This window comes from Nocardia sp. NPDC005998, assembly GCF_040614395.1.
GTDB lineage: Bacteria > Actinomycetota > Actinomycetes > Mycobacteriales > Mycobacteriaceae > Nocardia.
The window spans coordinates 40,678-58,815 of record NZ_JBEXUI010000041.1; the positions used below are offsets into that span (position 1 = coordinate 40,678).

At 64.2% G+C, this 18,138-nt stretch carries 15 protein-coding genes; 7 read left to right on the forward strand and 8 right to left on the reverse strand.

Annotation, left to right across the window (positions count from 1 at the left end; all coding sequences use genetic code 11):
* Window positions 1–29: 29 nt before the first annotated feature.
* Window positions 30–803 (reverse strand): methyltransferase domain-containing protein, encoded by a 774-nt coding sequence (locus ABZ293_RS35115; RefSeq protein WP_355187853.1) that lies wholly within the window; start codon window positions 801–803, stop codon window positions 30–32.
* Between the two features lie 466 nt (window positions 804–1,269).
* A complete protein-coding gene (locus tag ABZ293_RS35120) occupies window positions 1,270–1,812 on the reverse strand; it encodes a hypothetical protein (protein ID WP_355187855.1) in 543 nt (180 codons plus the stop codon).
* Between the two features lie 841 nt (window positions 1,813–2,653).
* Between ABZ293_RS35120 and ABZ293_RS35125 the strand changes: the two genes are divergently transcribed.
* Window positions 2,654–3,580, forward strand: a complete 927-nt coding sequence (locus tag ABZ293_RS35125) for an LppP/LprE family lipoprotein (protein WP_355187856.1) — start codon at window positions 2,654–2,656, stop codon at window positions 3,578–3,580.
* A 132-nt stretch (window positions 3,581–3,712) separates the two neighbouring features.
* Here ABZ293_RS35125 and ABZ293_RS35130 read toward each other — a convergent pair whose 3' ends face one another.
* Window positions 3,713–4,159, reverse strand: a complete 447-nt coding sequence (locus ABZ293_RS35130) for a nuclear transport factor 2 family protein (RefSeq protein ID WP_355187858.1) — start codon at window positions 4,157–4,159, stop codon at window positions 3,713–3,715.
* The gene (locus tag ABZ293_RS35135) at window positions 4,156–5,007 is read right to left on the reverse strand and encodes an NAD(P)H-binding protein (RefSeq protein WP_355187860.1); all 852 of its coding nucleotides are present in this window, start codon (window positions 5,005–5,007) and stop codon (window positions 4,156–4,158) included. Before ABZ293_RS35135 ends, ABZ293_RS35130 begins: the two co-directional genes overlap by 4 nt.
* Window positions 5,008–5,082: 75 nt before the next feature.
* Here ABZ293_RS35135 and ABZ293_RS35140 point away from each other — a divergent pair, with 75 nt between their 5' ends.
* Window positions 5,083–6,009, forward strand: a complete 927-nt coding sequence (locus ABZ293_RS35140; RefSeq protein ID WP_355187862.1) for an AraC family transcriptional regulator — start codon at window positions 5,083–5,085, stop codon at window positions 6,007–6,009.
* A gap of 141 nt (window positions 6,010–6,150) precedes the next feature.
* Window positions 6,151–6,558 carry a VOC family protein gene (locus ABZ293_RS35145; RefSeq protein ID WP_355187864.1) on the forward strand — a complete coding sequence of 136 codons (408 nt, stop codon included), beginning with the start codon at window positions 6,151–6,153 and terminating at the stop codon, window positions 6,556–6,558.
* A 121-nt stretch (window positions 6,559–6,679) separates the two neighbouring features.
* On the opposite strand, the gene ABZ293_RS35150 is transcribed toward ABZ293_RS35145, so the two are convergent.
* From ABZ293_RS35150 to ABZ293_RS35165, 4 genes are all read right to left on the reverse strand, one after another.
* Window positions 6,680–7,501, reverse strand: coding sequence for a hypothetical protein (locus tag ABZ293_RS35150; RefSeq protein ID WP_355187866.1), 822 nt, complete (start codon window positions 7,499–7,501; stop codon window positions 6,680–6,682).
* Window positions 7,502–7,631: 130 nt separating this feature from the next.
* A complete protein-coding gene (locus ABZ293_RS35155; RefSeq protein ID WP_355187867.1) occupies window positions 7,632–7,982 on the reverse strand; it encodes a glycine zipper domain-containing protein in 351 nt (116 codons plus the stop codon).
* 957 nt (window positions 7,983–8,939) lie between these two features.
* Complete coding sequence (locus ABZ293_RS35160) at window positions 8,940–9,755, reverse strand: class I SAM-dependent methyltransferase (protein WP_355187869.1); 816 nt, start codon at window positions 9,753–9,755, stop codon at window positions 8,940–8,942.
* A 42-nt stretch (window positions 9,756–9,797) separates the two neighbouring features.
* Window positions 9,798–10,706, reverse strand: a complete 909-nt coding sequence (locus ABZ293_RS35165) for a sigma-70 family RNA polymerase sigma factor (protein ID WP_355187871.1) — start codon at window positions 10,704–10,706, stop codon at window positions 9,798–9,800.
* Window positions 10,707–10,824: 118 nt separating this feature from the next.
* Here ABZ293_RS35165 and ABZ293_RS35170 point away from each other — a divergent pair, with 118 nt between their 5' ends.
* From ABZ293_RS35170 to ABZ293_RS35185, 4 genes are all read left to right on the forward strand, one after another.
* Window positions 10,825–11,703 (forward strand): hypothetical protein, encoded by an 879-nt coding sequence (locus ABZ293_RS35170; RefSeq protein ID WP_355187873.1) that lies wholly within the window; start codon window positions 10,825–10,827, stop codon window positions 11,701–11,703.
* A 609-nt stretch (window positions 11,704–12,312) separates the two neighbouring features.
* Window positions 12,313–12,699, forward strand: a complete 387-nt coding sequence (locus tag ABZ293_RS35175; RefSeq protein ID WP_355187875.1) for a hypothetical protein — start codon at window positions 12,313–12,315, stop codon at window positions 12,697–12,699.
* Window positions 12,700–12,715: 16 nt separating this feature from the next.
* Window positions 12,716–15,292: a tetratricopeptide repeat protein gene (locus ABZ293_RS35180; protein ID WP_355187877.1), complete on the forward strand. Its 2,577-nt coding sequence runs from the start codon at window positions 12,716–12,718 to the stop codon at window positions 15,290–15,292.
* 245 nt (window positions 15,293–15,537) lie between these two features.
* Entirely contained in the window at window positions 15,538–18,021 is a 2,484-nt protein-coding gene (locus tag ABZ293_RS35185) for a tetratricopeptide repeat protein (protein WP_355187879.1), read from the forward strand.
* Window positions 18,022–18,138 lie beyond the last annotated feature (117 nt).

The window sequence follows — 18,138 nt, forward strand, 5'->3', positions numbered from 1 at the left end:
CCTGTGTCGTAGCCATTGTCGACGAAATGTCAGTGCCCTGAACTGGGGAAACGGCCCACCAACAGATCAACCAAGTAGGTCTCTTCGATGGTGCCATCTGGGAAAGCAGTGCTCAGCAACCTGTGTTCCTCGGCAAGAAAGGCACGCCGTCGGCTTTCGTCGAGAACGAGGAACGCCGAGCGGCTACCGATGTTGGCCAGATGCGTGTCCAGAGAGACCGTGCGGGACCAGCGCATCTGGCGGCGCGCGACTCGCAGACCTGTCAGGCCCGCAAGCCGGATGGCTTCGGCGTCGTCGGGGCGCGCAGCGGGCCTGGGTTTCGTCCCGCAGTGGTGGGCGATGCGCAGGTGCTGCGCGTGGATCCATGGCACGTCGAAAGCCGTGGTGTTCCACCAGATCGCCAGTGCACCGTCGCTACGCAATACACGCAGCGCCTCAGGTACAGAGACCGCCGGGTCGGTCCACTGCCAGGACTGCGCGTAGGTGAGGAAGTCGTGGGAAGTGTTGGCCAGTGGGAGAGCATTGCCGTCTCCGCGCACAACCGGCACGCCCGGAACCTCCCTACGACACTCAGCGGCCATCTCCGCACCAGGCTCGACCGCGGTGACTTCGGCTCCCCGCCCACGCAGTAGCGCCGTGGCAATCCCGGTGCCCGCGCCGATATCGGCGACGCGAGCACCCGTCAAACTGTGACAGGAGAGTTCTTCGATCGCGTCGAAAAGCTCAGGTGGATAAGAAGGCCGGCTGGCCGCATATTCGGCGGCGGCCGTATTGAAAGACAGGGCACGCGATCTGGTGGTCATTTACCCATCATCGACCCCGCCCGGCGACGTCAGAGCGCCGAGTCCTCCTGACAATTTCGTGCGGTTCAGCCGCTGACAATTTCGGGCGGCCTCGCAATTCCCGGCCAGCTCGCCCTCCGGCCACACCCATCGCTGATTCACTGAAAGGCCCCTCCTGCACGATCGGTGGTCGCATATCTGCCGCCACGCGCATCCATCCACGGGCTCCCTGCGGCGTGATCGCTGAATATGGTCGCTCGGGTGGAGTCCTTCCTGGCTATCCGACAGCGGGTCGTCGACTCTCGGCCGGCCTGGGTACATCCCCCTGATTCTCCGGCCGGATGAGACTCCCCTGATCGACATGGACGCCCCCTCGGCCGGTCGTTCAGCCCTTTCCGGCACGGTCATTCTCATCAGCGCCTGCGCAGTTTTCCGCGTTATACACGTTGGCTCTACAGGATTTGGAGATCACCGCATCTGCTATCGGTCAGCCAGCCAGTTTAGTGGTCAGCTCGGCAAGGAATTGGACGGATTTGCGCTTGTCCTCATCGGTCAGGTGCAGTGTGCCGTTGGCTGTTCGAGTCTCGGTATCCTGGACCTCGAGAACGGCGTTCCAGTTGTTGACCCGGGTAGCGAACCGGACTGTGTTCGAGGGATTCCCTTTGTCTGTTCTCATGTCGTAAACCCACACGGCATCGCCCAGCTCTGGCGCCTTCGCGTACCCACGGCGACCCTCAGTCGGGTCCGAATCGTTCGGCGCACTTCGCGCCATGTAGTTGCCAGCGGGGCTTTGGCCCTGAGCGACTTCGCATATTCCGCTGCCCGCAAGGGCGGTATCTGCGGAGACAACCGGGATGGTCCGCACTTCGACGGCGTGCAACTCGGTCGTAAAGAAGTTCATCACCACATTGCACAGCTCTCCCTGCGTCATCGCTGGTCGAGCCTGAGTTGACGTGGGTGTTCCTGAAGGCGGCGACGAGGAACATCCAGTCGCCAGAATCAGGGCAGCAGCGGCGATCATCGTTGACATAATCCTCATTGGCCCACAGTCCAGTCGGACTTGTCGGTCGAGTTGCATTGAAGCGAACGATGATCCGACACGGGGTGGAATCGCAGATGGGTCCGCTGTCCGGGAGCGGGCCTCGACCCGCGGTAGCACCGATTGTTGATGGGTGGATGAAGGTTTCGGCGCGAGAGGAGGCGGCGCCGAATCAGGTTGAGCGGCTTTGGACCTCTGCGGTACGAGAGGCTCGTCGTCCCAGAACTCATCCGGGTCGTCGAGGTGGTTGTAGAACCCACTCGCCATCACAGCACCTCACATTGGCATCTGGCGCCCCACACAGGCACCGTTTTGTTCTGGTGAACTGACACCTGATACCCCCTCCATCGAACGGCTCGCCAAGGCGGTAGCCGCGACAACCCTCGCTGCCCATGGAAATTTTGTCAACCAACATCTGCATCATGTGCGCGCGAAGCTGTTGCAACAGAGCCTATTTCGGCACGACCTGCAGCAGGGGAAATGAACTGGCCGTGTGAAGCCGTGTAAGCTATCGGTGTTCACACCAACCGCCTGTTCTGCGAAGCGCAAACGACCGGACCGAGCCTGTCGGCCTGCAGTCATCGGCTGGGTCGTTTGGCGGTATCTCGGCAAAGCAGGATGCGCTGAGCTGCAACAGGTCTCGCCTCGCGATTGCCACTGTTGCCGATTCGGTCGGCGCGGGTTTGCTCGAATCCGATCCGGTAGGTCCCGGGTTGGGTGTCGACGGCCGGTTGACGAGGACGCAGGGCGGTGTGCCCATGAAAGCAGGGGTGCAACGATCTTCGTCCGGGGCGCGAAGTGCTCTGTAGTACCGAGGGGAAAGGGGCATTCGATGAAAAGGATCATCGGCATCATTGTGGCGGTCGCGGCGGTGACCATCGCGGCGGCATGTCAGGACGGCGTGACCACGCAGACGTCCGGGGCGTCGTCGGTGTCGAGCTCCGCTACCGTTGCCCTGCCGGGATCGGCTCAGCCTCCCGTCACTGAGCAGTCACCAGGTCCCAAGCCGCCTGCGGGTGACAATGCTCCTGCCACTGCTGGAAACGGCAGATGCGTGGATCTGACATCGGCGGTGGTCACGGCCGCGCTCGGCACACTCGGTACCGGTGTCGGCGGCGACGGGTTCTATGCAGACAGCGGCACTGACGCCTCCGTCGGCGCATGTCCCGCCATACTGTGGGTGCTCGCTGGGACTCCGCACGGCACCGCTAGCTCACCCTGGCACGTGATGCTGTTCAACCACGCAGGTTATCTGGGCACCGCGACCAAGAAGTCGACTGCGTATACACAGGTGGTCGGCTCGTCCGATCGCAGTGTCCGGGTCCAGTACCGTTGGCTGACGGGTAAAGACGCCAGCTGCTGTCCCTCGGGTGGGCCGGTCGTTGTCACTCTCACCTTGGGTGCCGACGGCCGCACGGTGACCCCGGACCGTGACTTCCCGACGGAGGTCATTGATCCGAGTTCGGCGAGCTCGCCGCCGGTGTGCCCGGTTACCAAGGCTGTTTTGCTGGAAGCGTTGCGGGGCACTGACATCGAGTCGCGGTTGGCGCGGCCGATCGAACTCGAGGATCGAATCGACTGTGCGGGTGAGTGGGCGATGGCCCATACGGGAACTCACAACAATACTGTCAACCGGGCCCAGGTCTTGTTCCACTACGTGGCGGCCGATGGAGGCTGGAAGCCTGTGGACCTCGGCAGTGCGCTGCACTGCACCGAGATCGGCGTGCCTGGCGATGTCGCAGACAAGATCTGCCGCTGAGCGGCGGTGAGTCGCACCCTCCGACCATTCTCGCTGGCCGGTTCGGTCAGCGAGATATGCGGCCGTAGCGGATGTCGGCCTGGCACAGGAGAAATCATCTTGTCAGGCCGCGGCGGTACTTGCGCTGCGTGTTCAGGTTCGGTTGTCGGCGGGCCAGCCGATGGCGTCGAAGACCGCTAGCGGGTCGAGGTAGTCGCGCCAGTGCACGATCTTGCGGTTGGCGATGGTCAGTACCGAAATGTAGCGGTTGGCGTATGCGGCACCGGTCGCGACGGTCCGGCCCTGGGAAGCATATTCGAGAACGACTACGCCGGAGTCCTTGTCGTGGTGCACGGCCAGGTCGTGACAGCGGTCGAGGACGAACACCTCGCCGTAGGGTCGATACAGATCGGCGATGGCTTGCCGGCCGACCACCCGGCGCGGATAACCCGGAACCGTGATCACGTATTCGATGACGACGTCCTCGGCGAGCATGTCGAAGAAGTGGTCACCGTCCACGAGGCCGGCCACTCCCTGCTCGATGATCCGGAAGAACGGGTCCAAGGCACGGAAGTCGCCGAGATCGCCGATCGGAGTCATCGGGCAGTCTCGGTGGTCCAGGCTGCCGCCGTGCGGTGGGCGAAGTCGGCGAAACTCGTTGGTGCTTTTCCGGTGACCTTCTCCACATCGCCGGTCGGTTGCGCACCGTGTCCGGACGCGATGGTTTCGGTCAGCATGCGCAGCACCGGCGCGTACTCGGCCGGTATTCCGCCCGCAATAGCGGCGGCGATCCATTCGTCGCGGTCGATGTCGAGATAGTTGACCGCGGTGTCCGAGACGCTGCTGATGATGGCGGCCGCGTCGGCGACCGTGATCGCTTCGGGACCGGTGAGCGTGTACTCCGCGCCCGTGTGTGCCGCTGGATCGGCGAGGGTCGCGCTCGCGACCGCGGCAATGTCCTCCGCGTCGATGAACGCCTCTGCGCCGTTGCCGGTGGGGACAGCGATGACGCCGTTGATCGGAGCGAGGAAGGTTTCGCTGAAATTCTGCATGAACCACGCCGGACGCAGGATCGTGTGGCTGAGGCCCGCGCGGCCGATCAGGTCGAGTTCGACACTGCGCGTGGCCATTTGCGGTGGCGCGGCGTCCACACCGTAGGCGCTGAGATAGGTGACGTGACCGACGTCGGCGGTCTCGGCCTTGTCCAGGAACGTCGATACCTGCCCGGCGAAGTCGATACGCCCGACCGGACCGAGGAGATAGACCCGCTCGACACCCGCGAGTGCCGGTGCATAGGTGTGCGGGTCGTCCCAATCGAAGTGCGCATCGGCGGTGGCTCGGGCGGCGGTGCGCACCGCACTCCCAGCCGCACGCAACCTGCTCGTGACGCGCGAGCCGGTTTTGCCGGTGGCGCCGAGCACGAGTGTGAGAGCAGTCGAAGTCGTCATATGCCCATTCTGTCCTCCTCGATCGAGCTGATCAATGTGTGAAACTCTCCAATTGCGATGAGATACTCTCATCTAGTGGATATTCTGCAAGAACACCTGGCGTGTGCCCGCGCGTCGGGTGGTGTCTTTGCCCGCTCGATCGCGCAGCCCCCCTGGGGGCTGCAGCTGCCCGGCACCATCCAGCTGACCGTGCACACCGTCGTGCAGGGCCGCGCCTGGCTGTGGCTCGACGATCACGACGATGCGATCGAACTGACGCCCGGCGACCTGGCCCTGGTCCGCGGCGGCCGCGACCACCACATCGCACACGAGCCGCACGCAGTCTGCATCCCACCGGAACGCTTCCGCGAACTTCACACCGACGACGAGCACACCGACCTCCGAAATGCGGCGGTATTCCTCTGTGGCGCATATCGATTCGCTGGCGACGTCGGTCTCGGCCTGATCCGGACACTGCCCCCGATCCTGCTACTGCGCACCGCCGCCAACGACCCCCTGCACGATGTCATCGCAATGCTGTCGCGCGAGCTGAGCGGACCGGCCCCCGGACAACAAACCGTTCTCGATCGACTCCTCGATGTGCTACTGGTCTTGGCCATGCGTGCCTACTTCGAGCAGAACCCGACAGCGCCCGCGTGGTACCGAGCTGCCAAAGATTCCCGGCTGGCCGCACCTCTACATGCCATTCACTCCGAGCCCGGTCATCCCTGGACTGTGCCCGAACTGGCGTCCCTGAGCCGACTTTCGCGCCCTGCCTTCGCCCGCCACTTCGAACGCGCACTCGGCCAGCCACCCCTGCAATACCTCACCGACTGGCGGATGACCCTCGCCCGCGACCACCTCCGCACCGGCGAACTGACCCTCGCCCAGATCGCGGATCGCACCGGCTACACCTCACCCAACGCCTTCGCCGCCGCCTTCCGCCGCCACCACGGACAACCACCAGGCCAATGGCGTCGAACCGAACTCGCCAGCCCATCCGAGCCGATCCACGGAACGTAAACAGGCGACGGCGATCCGGACCTGGCACCTCACCAATGCCCGCTCATCGGCTGCATGGGACGCCGTGGGCCGACCCCGCCGAAGCGCTCAGTCAGCGGCAAGAGCTGATAGGTGGGGCTCGGTGCGCAATACGCTGACACCGTGCACTTGGAACTGGTCACGATCGTGGTCGCGGAGTACGACCCGGCCATCGACTTCTTCGTGCGGGTCCTCGGCTTCGACCTGATCGAGGACTCGCCTTCGCTGACAAACGACGGCCGCCCGAAGAGATGGGTTGTGGTGCGCCCGCCCGCTGCGTCCACGGGCATCCTGCTGGCCCGAGCCGATGGCGACTTGCAAATTCCCGTAATCGGCAACCAAGTGGCCGGTCGCGTCGGATTCTTCCTGCGCGTCGACGATTTCGATGAGGCATACCGCCGAATGACCGCTGCGGGAGTGGAATTCGTGATCAGGCCGCGTCGCGAGCCGTATGGACGAGTCGCCGTCTTTCTCGACATATCCGGCAACCGGTGGGACCTTCTCGGTCCAGCGCAGCCGTCCACGCCATGACCCGAACTGGCCCCCGCTCAGCGGCACCCGAATCCGGTTGGCACGGTGTGACTTCCGCACGGATTTCGTCCAAAGATCAATGGGCCGATGCGATCTCGGGCACGAGATTTCCGGGCTGCCACTACAGGATGCTGACATGGTTTCCATATCGACCATTCAGAGCGTCGTTCGCGGCGGCGGCGATGATCTGCCGGTCGTCTTGTGAACATCGGATCAGAAACGCCTGCACTCGGGGCCCGGACCAGCCGGCCGCCGCGACCGCCGGCCAGTACGGCAGGTACCGATGGTCGAGATCGCGGAAATGCTCTTCGGCGTAGTCCAAGACCTCGCCGACCGCGTCGTCAGGAAATCTCAGTCGAAGCATCGCGACCGCGCGCAGCGCGCCGTCGGCGAGCAGTTCGGCATCTTGCCGCAGGCACCAAAGCGCTGGGGCCGGGTCGTTGTCGACCGCACGACCGAGCCGGACGATCGCATCTCCGAGCGCGGCGTTCACCGTCGTCGTGGAGCGAGGTTGGCGTGCCAGGCCTTTCAGGAATTCGACGTCGTCGCGGCCACCGGTCATACCCAGGGCCATGATCAGTTGATACTGCGTCTCCCAGGTACGTCGGTCCAGCATTTCACGTTCAAGCGCGGTGCGAATCTGGGCTGCTGTCGTCGGGTCGGCGAGTGCACGCAGCCGTTTGGCGCCGCGCCGTCGCCGCGCCGAGAGCGGATCTGCCAGTAACGCCAATGCCTCATCTCGTGCCAGAGCCATCCAGTCCGCCTCACCGTGCCTGCCTACGTTATCCATTGCGCATAGTTCCATGCTGGGGAGACAGTTCGCACAATTCTCGGCTGCATAGGTCTGCTCTTGCCGCGCTCGCGCTGTCCGAAACGGCCGCATCGGAAGATCAATGGAATCAGATCGTCTCGGGCCATTGGCCGTTCGCGGAACGTCCTGCATCGCCGATCGTTGATACGAGCGGAACGCGGTGTCTATCCGCACCGCGAGGTGAGTGCACAGTCGGTGAACCAGTCGAGTCCGAGCAGCTCGAACTGCTCGGACTCGACGAAAAGGGTTGTGCCCTAGGGGATCAGGGCAGAATCTGGGGGACGACGCCAGGGGCGACCGCGCCGACGATCCCGCCGATCACGGCGCCGAGAAGGGTGGGCACGGGATCGATGAAGGAACCGGTGGCGGAGCCGATCGCAGCGCCCGCAGCCGCGCCGTTCAGCACCGGGTCGGGGTACTGCGCGTCGGGGTTGGTGGTGACCTCCAGTGGGAGCCCGGCGATCGGCTGGGCAACAACCGGTGCCGCCGGAGCCGCCGCAGCAGCCTGATCCACGGAGGCGGAGGACGCGCCCGCGAATACGACGGCCGCAGCTAACGGCAGGGCACTCACCGCAAGGACGCGACTCGTCTTGATCAGGGCATAACGGAACATATTTTTCCTAACCTTTCGGACCCTCGGAACAACCGAGTTTCACTACTTCATCAGGGGGAGACTGCCTCTTGCTGCTCTGATGAATAGACAGCAATCGAGCGGCCACTATTGCGCACCGCGCCCGACGATACTGCGCTGCATGCGAACTCGCACATTACTGGCATCACAAAATGATCACCGGAGACCCGACCGTCCAGCCGGGATCCATCGGATCCCGCAGCACCGAGGGCTCGCGCGAATAAGACGGTATGTGGCGAATTGGCATCCGTGCATCGGCATTTCGGATGTTCGAGAGGGGGAGAGGCTCGGCCGAGCGCGAGCGCTGACCTGACCCTGTTCGTCCGATCGCGGATATCTTCGGTGAATACCTGTGGCGACACGCCACCAGGATTCGCGAATAACTGCCGCCCACGGACAGAGCCACTTGGCCGAGCTTGCAAACCTTTTCGCTCGATGCTTTCGGCCGGTGGACCCGGCCTAGAGGCAGGTGCAGGGCAACACCTGGCGGTCTCTTCCAGGCCGTGCGTTCCCCTTTCCGGCCAGTCCCGCACGGCACGCGGTGGGAGGCAAGCCATGAGAGAGCCACGCCGATCACGCTGGCGGGCAGCCGCTTCGGGGAGCATCCCACCGGGTACCTGGACCGGATCCTGGCCGGGACCCGGCCCTCACGCCAGGCTCGAGTAGCCGATGAGCGGCCTTTCTGCACGTCATGGCTAGTTGCGGCGAAGCTGTTGGCTCAGTTCAGGCTTCAGTTGTTTGCTTCAGTGAAACAAGTGATTTATTTGCTTCATGGTGCAACGATGGGTCCTGTTGCGCGCACTACCACAGCTACATCGCGTCACCGTCCCCTGAGACGAGCAGCGACAGCCTCCTCGACGGTCGTTATCGCCCCGCGTCAGATCGCGGCCAGAGCAACGAGATCCCCGCGTTCACCAGCCTGTACTGACTGTCGGCGGATCAGAACCGGAACCGCACGATGCGGGTGGATCGTTTCATGCCCGGCAGCAGGTTCAGGAGGCGGAACATGCGGCGTACGTTCGCAGGTGCCTTGGCCATCAGCACCGGTGAGTCGTTCATCGGTGCCTCGTCGATGTATTCGAGTCGCGGGTGCCAATCGGCCAGCGCGGCCGGATCGTTGAAGCCGCTGTGGAATTGGGTGTCGTATTTGCGCAGGGTGGGGTCCCATTTCGAGGTGCGCCATGCCCAGACCGGTACCGTGTCGAGCTGTATTCGGCCGGTGGGGAAGGCGTCGACGACACTGGTCAACAGTCGCCGGACGTCGGTCTCGGTCAGGTAGGGCACCAGTCCCTCGGCGATCATCAGCACGGGCCGGCCGCGGGGGATACGGTCCAGCCAGGTCAGGTCGGTGACGCTGGAGCCGATCAGGGTGTAGTGCGCTCGCGGCGGCAGGAATTGTTGCCGCAGTTCGATAATGGCGGGGTAGTCCAGGTCGTACCAGTCGACGGTGGCGGGCGGGTCGATCCGGTACACGCGGGCGTCGAGGCCGCAGCCCAGGTGCAGCACCACCGCGTCGGGGTGATCGGCGAGATAGCTTCGGGCCCAGTCGTCGTGGGCCTTGGTGCGTACCACGGCGGCGAGGCCCATCTGGTTGGTGCCGAATCTGCGTTTGTCGTAGTCGGGGTCGAGGCGGCGCATCGTCTGCTCGGCGTATTTGTCGCCGAGGATCGGATCGGGCAGCCGGTTGTCCAGTGCTTTGGCCCTGAGGACGGGGCTGAGGGTCTTCTGCACTCCGACGAGTCCGGCGTCTTCCACGCTAGCGACACTACTCACAGGGCGCGCGCCGGTAGGCCGTCCTTACGCCATGGGGATCGTCGGGTCGACGATCGCCTCGATGCCCGCCACGCGGTCGCCGCGCATCGTGAGCACGAGCATGCCGTACAGCACGCGGTTGTGGTACGCCAGGACACCCACGGTTGCGGGTGCTGGGTGTGACACCAGCGTCGCGCCGGATCCGAAGTAGCTGAGCAGGTTCGACGCCACGGCCGTCGCGCCGTGGGTGTCCTTCGGGGTCGGCAGCGAGCCCGCGACGAAGGTCGCCGATCCCCAGGCGTCCGGTGCCAGCACGGTCAGCAGGGCGTTGAGGTCGCCGCCGGAGCAGGCCGCGATGAACCGGTCCAGGACGGCTCGGTGTGTCGATGCCGTGGCCTGATCGATTACCGGGTCGGCCGAGACGACCGCGCGATCAGCCGCTGCGATCGTGGGACGAGTCGTCGCCCCGGTGATCTTCGTACGCGCCCGTCGCGCCAGCTGTCTGCACGTACCCGCTGGACGGCCCAAGATCGCCGCGATCTCCTCGAAGGGCAGCGCGAACACATCGTGCAGGATGAACGCCACCCGTTCGGGCGGATTCAGTCGCTGCAGCACTATCGCTAGTGCCGACCGGAGGTGATCGTCGAGCGTGACCCGGTCCGCCGGGTCGACGCCCGGCGAGACCACCGAGTTCAGCAGCTCCGGGTCGCCGGGTTGCTCGCGCCGGGCCCGGGCACTGCCCATCAGGTCCAGGCACAGGCGGCCGGTCACCACGGTCAGCCAGCCGCGGATGTTGTTCAGTTCGTCCGCGGGGGTGCGGGAGAGGCGCAGGAACGCCTCCTGTGCAACGTCTTCGGCCTCCGCGATGTCACCGAGCATTCGGAATGCCAGGTCCACCAGGTAGGCGCGATGCGCATCCCACAGCGCGGTGAACTGGTCGCCATGAGTCTCCATACCGATTACGACGAGACGGCGGGGTGAAAAGTTACCGATCCGGCGCGGTAACTTTCCCGCCGCCCGCCTCGTCATAGTGCCGACCCGCAAAACACGAAGCACCATTCGAGGAGAACTCATGTTGCGCAGTTCGAGCCGACTGACCGCGATCGCGGCCCTGGCGCTGGCCGGCCTCGCGACCGCCCCGGCACCGGCCGGAGCGGATTCGACCGCGTCCGCCGAAATGACCGGAGCGGTCGAAAAGTACCTGGGCACATGGAATTACGACCAGCCGGACCGCGTCAGCAGAACCAACATCGCCACCATGGACCTGTTCGGATACCGGCCCGACATTCCGCAGATCGGCACCATTACCTTCACTCGCGGTGCCGACGGCGAGGTCCTTGGCCACACCGATCAGGGCTGCACCTGGCATTTCCGGCCCGTGGGGGACGCTCTGGAAATGACCTCCACCACCCAGTACTGCTTCAACCAGGTGATCGGATCCGGCTACAACATAGACCGCTGGCGCGTCACCGTCGATGACGGCATCGAGCGAGAAACCCTGCACGCCAACAGTTATCTCGGCCCGGGGACCTTCGGATTCGATCTGGTCGACGGCCGCCGCACCAACGCCGCCGCGGGCACGCAGGCCGACACCGCGCGGCGTTTCAGCGGTACCTGGACCTTCGACCGCGCGCCCTTCCCCACCAACGCCGCCACCAACTCCTACTTCATTCCCCTGCCGTTCACGCCCGCTCCCATGTCCGGGCCGGTCACCTTCGCCCCGTCGGCGGGCAGCACCGTCACCGCGCGTACCGCCGACGGTTGCAGCTGGACCTTCGAGGCCCATGGGAATACCGCCGAGCTGTCCCCGGCCACGCAGACCTGCGGCGCAACCACGCTGGCGTTCTGGTCGATCGCCGACGACGAGCGCCATCAAACCGCCATCCTGGCGGGACAGGATCACAGCATCCCGTTCATGATGACCTCGGGCTCGCTGACCAGGAACAACTGACCGCAGTGCTGGCCACGACGGTATCTGTCTGCAGCAACCTGATTGCGAGTGCGTCTTATCCAGGACAATCCCCTCAGCTGGCCTGACGTTCGACATCGGCTCGGAATCCCAGCGCCGGGCCGCACGGCGCAATGCCCGCGCATCGGAGTAACCGAGCCGGTGTGCCAGACGATTTCGTGGCTCGGTCCTCGCCCGTTGTGCTGGGCCAGCTCCTGCTGCACTCGCTCCGTCCAGGACGGCTCGTCGAGACGGGATGTCGCGAGTGAATCGGCATGCCGGTGCAGGATCTGTGCCAGCACGGGGTCTACGGTGCGCAACGGCAGCGTCAGATCTGCGGCGCGCAGTGTCATGCTGTCGACCGGTGCGCCGCACTCGATACGATCCGCCGAAGGCATCGGTGAACGGGCCCTGGGTGCGAGGCGGAGGTTGCCGCAAGGTGATTCGCGCCAGGGATGCCAGGTGGATCGGCGTCGGATCACGGGGTCATGCGATCGAGATCCCGCACCTCCGATGCCATTCGCTACCGACGGTTGGTCGACCGGTTCGGCTGCGATGCTGTCGTGGCGGACTTAGACTCAGATTGTCGGGGCCGAGTAGGGGGAGGTTGATATGGAGCCTGTGACGCTGGGAATCGGGGCGGCAGCGTTGTTGGCATCGAAGTTCGGTGAAAGACTGGCGAACGACGCTGGAAGCAGCACCTGGAACGCGGTCGAACGCCTTCGTGAGCTGATCGGAGCCGAGCTGGGCCGTGACGCTGAAACCAACACTGCGATAACAGCTCTCGTTGACGATGCCACACCACAGGGCTGGGATCGGCTGGCTGAGCAGATAGAGGCCTCAGCGCGCCGCGATCCGGAATTTGCCCATGAGGTGGAACGGCTGATCGCCGGTGCACGATGGGACAAAGAAATCGATCTGTTCGTCGCGCGCGCCTACGACTGCGCACGACAGGTCAACATTCGCGGCGATAATATCGGCACCATCAGCATCGCTTGAACGCCAAGGAATTCCGTTGTCCGAACACCTGGCCGGTGGTCGAGCCCAGCAGGTCAACGTGGCTGGTGACAACACCGGCAGTATCCGTGTCTCGACCGTGTATGAAGCCGCGCCGAGGCCGGTAGTCACTAATGCGCTGCGCCGTGACGCGGCGGCCTTTATCGGCCGTGACGATGAACTGCGGCGGATACTGGAAGCGGCACGGCTGGGGCGGGTGGTCGCGATCCACACGATCGATGGCATGGCCGGGATCGGTAAGACTGCCTTGGCCACGCGTGCTGCACACGAGCTGGCGGAGCGGTTTCCCGATGGTCAATACTTCGTTGAGCTCCATGCGCACACTCCCGGTCAAAAGCCCGCCGACCCAACGGAAGTGCTGGCGGGATTGCTGATCGAACTGGGGATCGATCCTGGCGGAATTCCCGACAGCCTTGTTGGTCGCCGCGATCTGTGGCGCGACCGGCTTGATGGGAAACGTGTCTTGCTGGTGCTCGACGACGCTCGAGACCACGCCCAGATCGAGCCTCTGCTGCCGACTGGTCGCCAGTGCCTGACTCTGGTCACCAGTCGCCGCCGATTGATCGCTCTCGACGACGCGGTGCCGCTGACTCTGGATATCCTCGCACCGGATGCAGCCGTCGAGCTGTTCACGACCTTGGCTTGCCGTACATGCCTGACGGAGGCCGACTTGGGCGCGGTTGGCACGATCGTGCAGTCGTGTGGGTACTTGCCGATGGCGATCGTGCTGTTGGCTGGACGGCTGGCTCACCATCCCGCCTGGACGATCACGGGGCTGGCCTCGGAGTTCGCCGGCGCGACCGACCGGCTGGGCGAACTCGACACCGGGCACCGTGCCGTGCGCGCGGCATTCACCATGTCCTACCAGGATCTGCCGCCGCAACGGCAGAGGATCTTCCGATACTTGGGTCTCCGCCCTGGGCTCGATACCGACGTCTATGCGACGGCAGCTCTTATCGATTGCCCGGTGCCAGAGGTGCGGCGTGAGCTGGAGGCGCTGTATGTCGATCACCTCGTTGACGAGACCACGTCGGGTAGATATCGGTTGCACGATCTGTTGCGTGAGTACGCGCGAGCACTCGCAACCACAGACTCCGCAGTGGAGACCCACCAGGCGCTACAACGGCTGCTGGACTATTACCTACTCGCGGCTGGCTTCGCTGACAGCTACTTGTCTCTGTTCCCTCGGTCCAGGGCAGATCTCACCCTGCCATCGGCCGCTGCGCTACCGCAATTCGATGATCATGTGCAGGCGGTGGCGTGGTTGCGTACCGAACGGGCGAACTTGCTGGCCTGTCTGGAACACGCAGAAGGGCAACGGCAGACGCGCCTGCCCGCCTTGACCGAGGTGTTGGCTGGGTTGCTGGATCAAGATGGGCCCTGGCCACTGGCGCGCCTGCTTCATCAGCGCGCTGCGGCGGCCGCGAAAGATCTCGGCGACAGGATCGGTGAAGCCACCGCCCTGGACAACCTAGGGTTCGTGCACGGACGGATCGGAGACTACGGCGATGCTGCCGATTTGCATCGGCAGGCCGTGGCGATCTATCGCGAGATCGGCAACCGTGTCGGCGAGGCCAACGCCCTCAACAACCTAGGGATTGTGCAGGTTTCGCTCGGGCACTACGCGGAAAGCGCTAGCCTGCATCGGCAGGCTCTGGCTATCTATCGCGAAGTCGACAGCAGTCTGGGGCAAGCCGGCGCGCTCGAATATCTGGGCGGTGTCCAGTGGTGGTTCGGTGATCATGTCGAAGCCACTGCATTATTGCGGCAGGCTCTGGACCTCTATCGCGAGACGGGCAATCGTCGGGGTGAAGCCGATACGCTCGATGATCTCGGAATCGTGGCATGGCGGACCGGAGACTACACCGAGGCGAGTGATCTCCACGTTCGCGCCCAAGCGCTCTACTGCCAGATCGGCGAGCGCCGCGGTGAAGCAGACACGTACCTCAACCTCGGCAATGTGTACCGACGGACTGGTGACTACGCCACAGCCGTCACCCTGTACGGGCAGGCGTCGACAATCTATCGAGAGATGGGCAATCGCCGCGGCGAACCCGATGCGCTGAACAATCTCGGCAATGTGTTCATGCAGACCGGGGACTACCGCGTGGCCGCCGACCTGCACGGGCAGGCTCTGGCTATCTGTCGGGAGGCAGGCGACCGCCGCCGCATGGCCGCCGCCCTCAACAATCTTGGTGGCGTGCGCTGGCGGACGGGGAGCCATGGGGAGGCTGCCAGCCTCCTGGGACAGGCCCTGGCAATCTGTCGTGAGATCGGTGACCGCCTTGGAGAGGTCGAGGTTCTCAACGAGACGGGGCAGTTGTTGACTCAGATCGGCGAGTTGAGAAGCGCCCTCGCAACGTTTTCCGACGCGCTCGAGCTGGCACGCCGTATTCGAAGCAAATTCGAACAAGCACGCGCGCTCGAGGGTGGTGCGTGCTGTCTGGCAAGTCTCGGCCATACCGATGTGGCTGTTACGCAGTTGGCCGAGGCCATCGAAATCTTTCGCCGCATCGGGGTACCCGAAGTCGGTCCGGCAGTATCGCGTCTCGCGGCCTTGCGATCAGACCTCTAGCTGACCCGCTGGGAACGTTCTGCTTGTCGTGCTCGGATGCCTGTTGAGTGCCCTGTCGTCAGTATTCGACCAGCTGGAATTGGTTGGAGTTCAGTCGGTTTCGAGGTCGACAGGGTCAAAGTAAAGATCCTCGCCATCCAGTGATGGGCCACGCATATCCAGGAGAAAGGCAGAGGGGGTGACTGTGGCCGGAGTACTAGCATGCATGGCGGCGACGCTGACAATCGAGATGAGATAGGGGGGTCGTGTCCGATTTTCGGGCTCGAGACAGCTCTCAGCAAGTGAACGTAATCGGCAGTAACACCGGTACTTTCAACCTGAAAACCCTGCACGAGGCCCCGCCTCCACCGCGTCCGGTCGTAACTACTGCGCTCCGCCGTGATACGAAGGGTTTTCTCGGCCGCGACGATGAGCTGCAGCAGATTCTCGATGCGGCGGGGCCGACGCGGGTGGTGTCGATCCATACGATCGACGGAATGCCCGGTGTCGGCAAGACCGCCCTGGCAATCCGTGCCGCCCATGTGCTGGCTGAGCGTTTCCCCGACGGTCGTTACTTCGTGGAGTTGCATGCGCACACTCCCGGACAGGCTCCCGCCGACCCTGCCAACGTGCTGGCTACCCTTCTTACCGACCTCGGTATCGATCCCCGCAACCTACCCGACACGGTCACCGGGCGCAGCAATCTGTGGCGGGACTGGCTGGCGGACAAGAAGGTTCTGCTGGTCCTCGACGATGCCGCGACCGCGGACCAGATCGAGCCGCTGTTGCCGGCCGGAGACGGCTGTTTCACGCTTGTCACCAGCCGCCGACGCTTGGTCGCTCTCGACGACGCGATGCCGTTGGCATTGGACATCCTCGATCCCGGTGCTGCTATTGACTTGTTCATCACTCTGGCTCGCCGTGACCCCGATGACAATGACCGGGCCGCCGCGGCGCAGATCGTGCAGTTGTGCGGATATCTGCCGTTGGCGATCGTATTGCTGGCCGGACGTCTGGCCCACCACCGCGTGTGGACGATCGCGGCGCTGGCGGCCGAGTTTGCGGCGACCGGTGACCGTCTCACCGAACTCGACACCGGGGAGCGCGCTGTCCGCGCCGCGTTCACCATGTCCTACCGCGACTTGCCTTCCCAGCGAGCGCGAGTGTTTCGGTGCCTGGGTCTGTGTCCCGGCCCGGACATCGACGTTCATGCCGCGGCGGCGCTTGCCGGTATATCGGTGCGGGAAGCGCGGGCAGAGTTGGAGGAGCTCTATAACGACCACCTCATCGAGGAAACCACTCTGGGTCGCTATCGACTGCACGATCTGCTGTGTGACTATGCTCGCGCCCTTGCCGAGACGGACCCTCCCGACGACAACAACCGGGCTCTTGATCGCCTGCTCGACCACTATCAGGTCACTGCCGCCGCTGCGAACCAGCACTTGGCCCGCATCACCTGCCCCATCACACAGCCTGACTCCCACCCACCGGCTGTGCCCCGACGTGTTAGAACCGGGTTTTTCCGCGATGAGAAGCAGGCGCTGGCATGGATGCGAACGGAGCGTGCCAACCTGCTGGCCTGCCTCGAGGTCGCCGCCGACCGCCACCACCCACAAACACCTGACCTCGCCGGGGCGCTCGCCGGTTTGTTGGAGCGCGACGGTCCGTGGCCGCACGCGGTAGCTGTTCAGCAGCGCACTGTCGTCACAGCACACGATCTCGGCGATCGGCTCGGCGAAGCCAAGGCTCTCAGCAATCTCGGCAACTTGCACCGACTGACTGGAGATCACGCTGCTGCGGCTGAACGGCACCAGCATGCACTGGAGATCTATCGCAAGAACGGTGATCGCGACGGTGAGGCCACTGCCTATTGCAACCTCGGCAATGTGCGCCGGTCGGTCGGGGACCATGCTGGCGCAGTCGACCTGTACCAGCAGGCGCTGGACATATGCTGCGACATCGGGTTCAGTCTTGGTGAAGCCACCGCTCTTAACAACCTGGGCAACGTGCACCGGCTGACCGGTGCATACGGTGGTGCTGTCATGCTGCACGAACAAGCACTGCGGATCTACGTCGAGATCGGGAACGAGATCGGCGAAGCAAACACTCGGTTCAGCCTTGGCAACGTGCATCGGTTAATCGGGGACAATGCCAGCGCCACTGACCTGTACCAGAAAGCACTGGCCGCCTACCGTAAGGTCGGATACCGGCTAGGCGAGGCAAACACCCTTAGCGCCCTCGGCAACATGCGAGAGTTGGCTGAGGACAGCAATGGCGCAGCCAGGCTGCACAAGAAGGCGCTGGAAGTCTTCCGCGACATCGGATTCCGACTTGGTGAGGCCGCTGCTCTCGGCAACCTCGGCAATGTGCGCCGGTCGACCGGAGACCACGAACGCGCAACCGGCCTTTATCTGCAAGCACTGGATGTCTACCACGACATCGGTTATCGCGTCGGTGAAGCCGAAGTGCTCAACACTATCGGGGACCTCATGATTGCGACCGGCGAGCCGCACGGGGCCTTAGTAAGGTTCACCGACGCACTTGACGTGGCGCGCCGGATCGGCAACCCACTCGAACAGGCCCGCGCGCTGGAAGGGGCCGCGCGTTGCCGCGCGCACCTCGGCGAGACAGCCCTCGCCGCAACCGAACAGCAGGAAGCTGATGAGATCTACCAAAGCCTCGCCGCACCGGCAGCCGAATCGGCCATAACCAATCTCGTCACGCTCGAATACGACCAGCGATCACACTGATACAGTCTGCCGCGCAGCGTTTCACAGGCTGGCGATGGAGTCGTTCGACCACGCCGCAGCCGGTGCTGCCGTTGGATGATGCGGGATCTTGGCGGTAGCGGCGAGATACTGGTTCAC

Bases quoted from the DNA above. Each gene is read 5' to 3' on its own strand.
- ABZ293_RS35115 (WP_355187853.1), bottom strand. From the start codon at position 803: ATGACCACCAGATCGCGTGCCCTGTCTTTCAATACGGCCGCCGCCGAA.
- ABZ293_RS35120 (WP_355187855.1), bottom strand. From the start codon at position 1,812: ATGTCAACGATGATCGCCGCTGCTGCCCTGATTCTGGCGACTGGATGT.
- ABZ293_RS35125 (WP_355187856.1), top strand. From the start codon at position 2,654: ATGAAAAGGATCATCGGCATCATTGTGGCGGTCGCGGCGGTGACCATC.
- ABZ293_RS35130 (WP_355187858.1), bottom strand. From the start codon at position 4,159: ATGACTCCGATCGGCGATCTCGGCGACTTCCGTGCCTTGGACCCGTTC.
- ABZ293_RS35135 (WP_355187860.1), bottom strand. From the start codon at position 5,007: ATGACGACTTCGACTGCTCTCACACTCGTGCTCGGCGCCACCGGCAAA.
- ABZ293_RS35150 (WP_355187866.1), bottom strand. From the start codon at position 7,501: ATGCAGGACGTTCCGCGAACGGCCAATGGCCCGAGACGATCTGATTCC.
- ABZ293_RS35155 (WP_355187867.1), bottom strand. From the start codon at position 7,982: ATGTTCCGTTATGCCCTGATCAAGACGAGTCGCGTCCTTGCGGTGAGT.
- ABZ293_RS35165 (WP_355187871.1), bottom strand. From the start codon at position 10,706: ATGGAGACTCATGGCGACCAGTTCACCGCGCTGTGGGATGCGCATCGC.
- ABZ293_RS35170 (WP_355187873.1), top strand. From the start codon at position 10,825: ATGTTGCGCAGTTCGAGCCGACTGACCGCGATCGCGGCCCTGGCGCTG.
- ABZ293_RS35175 (WP_355187875.1), top strand. From the start codon at position 12,313: ATGGAGCCTGTGACGCTGGGAATCGGGGCGGCAGCGTTGTTGGCATCG.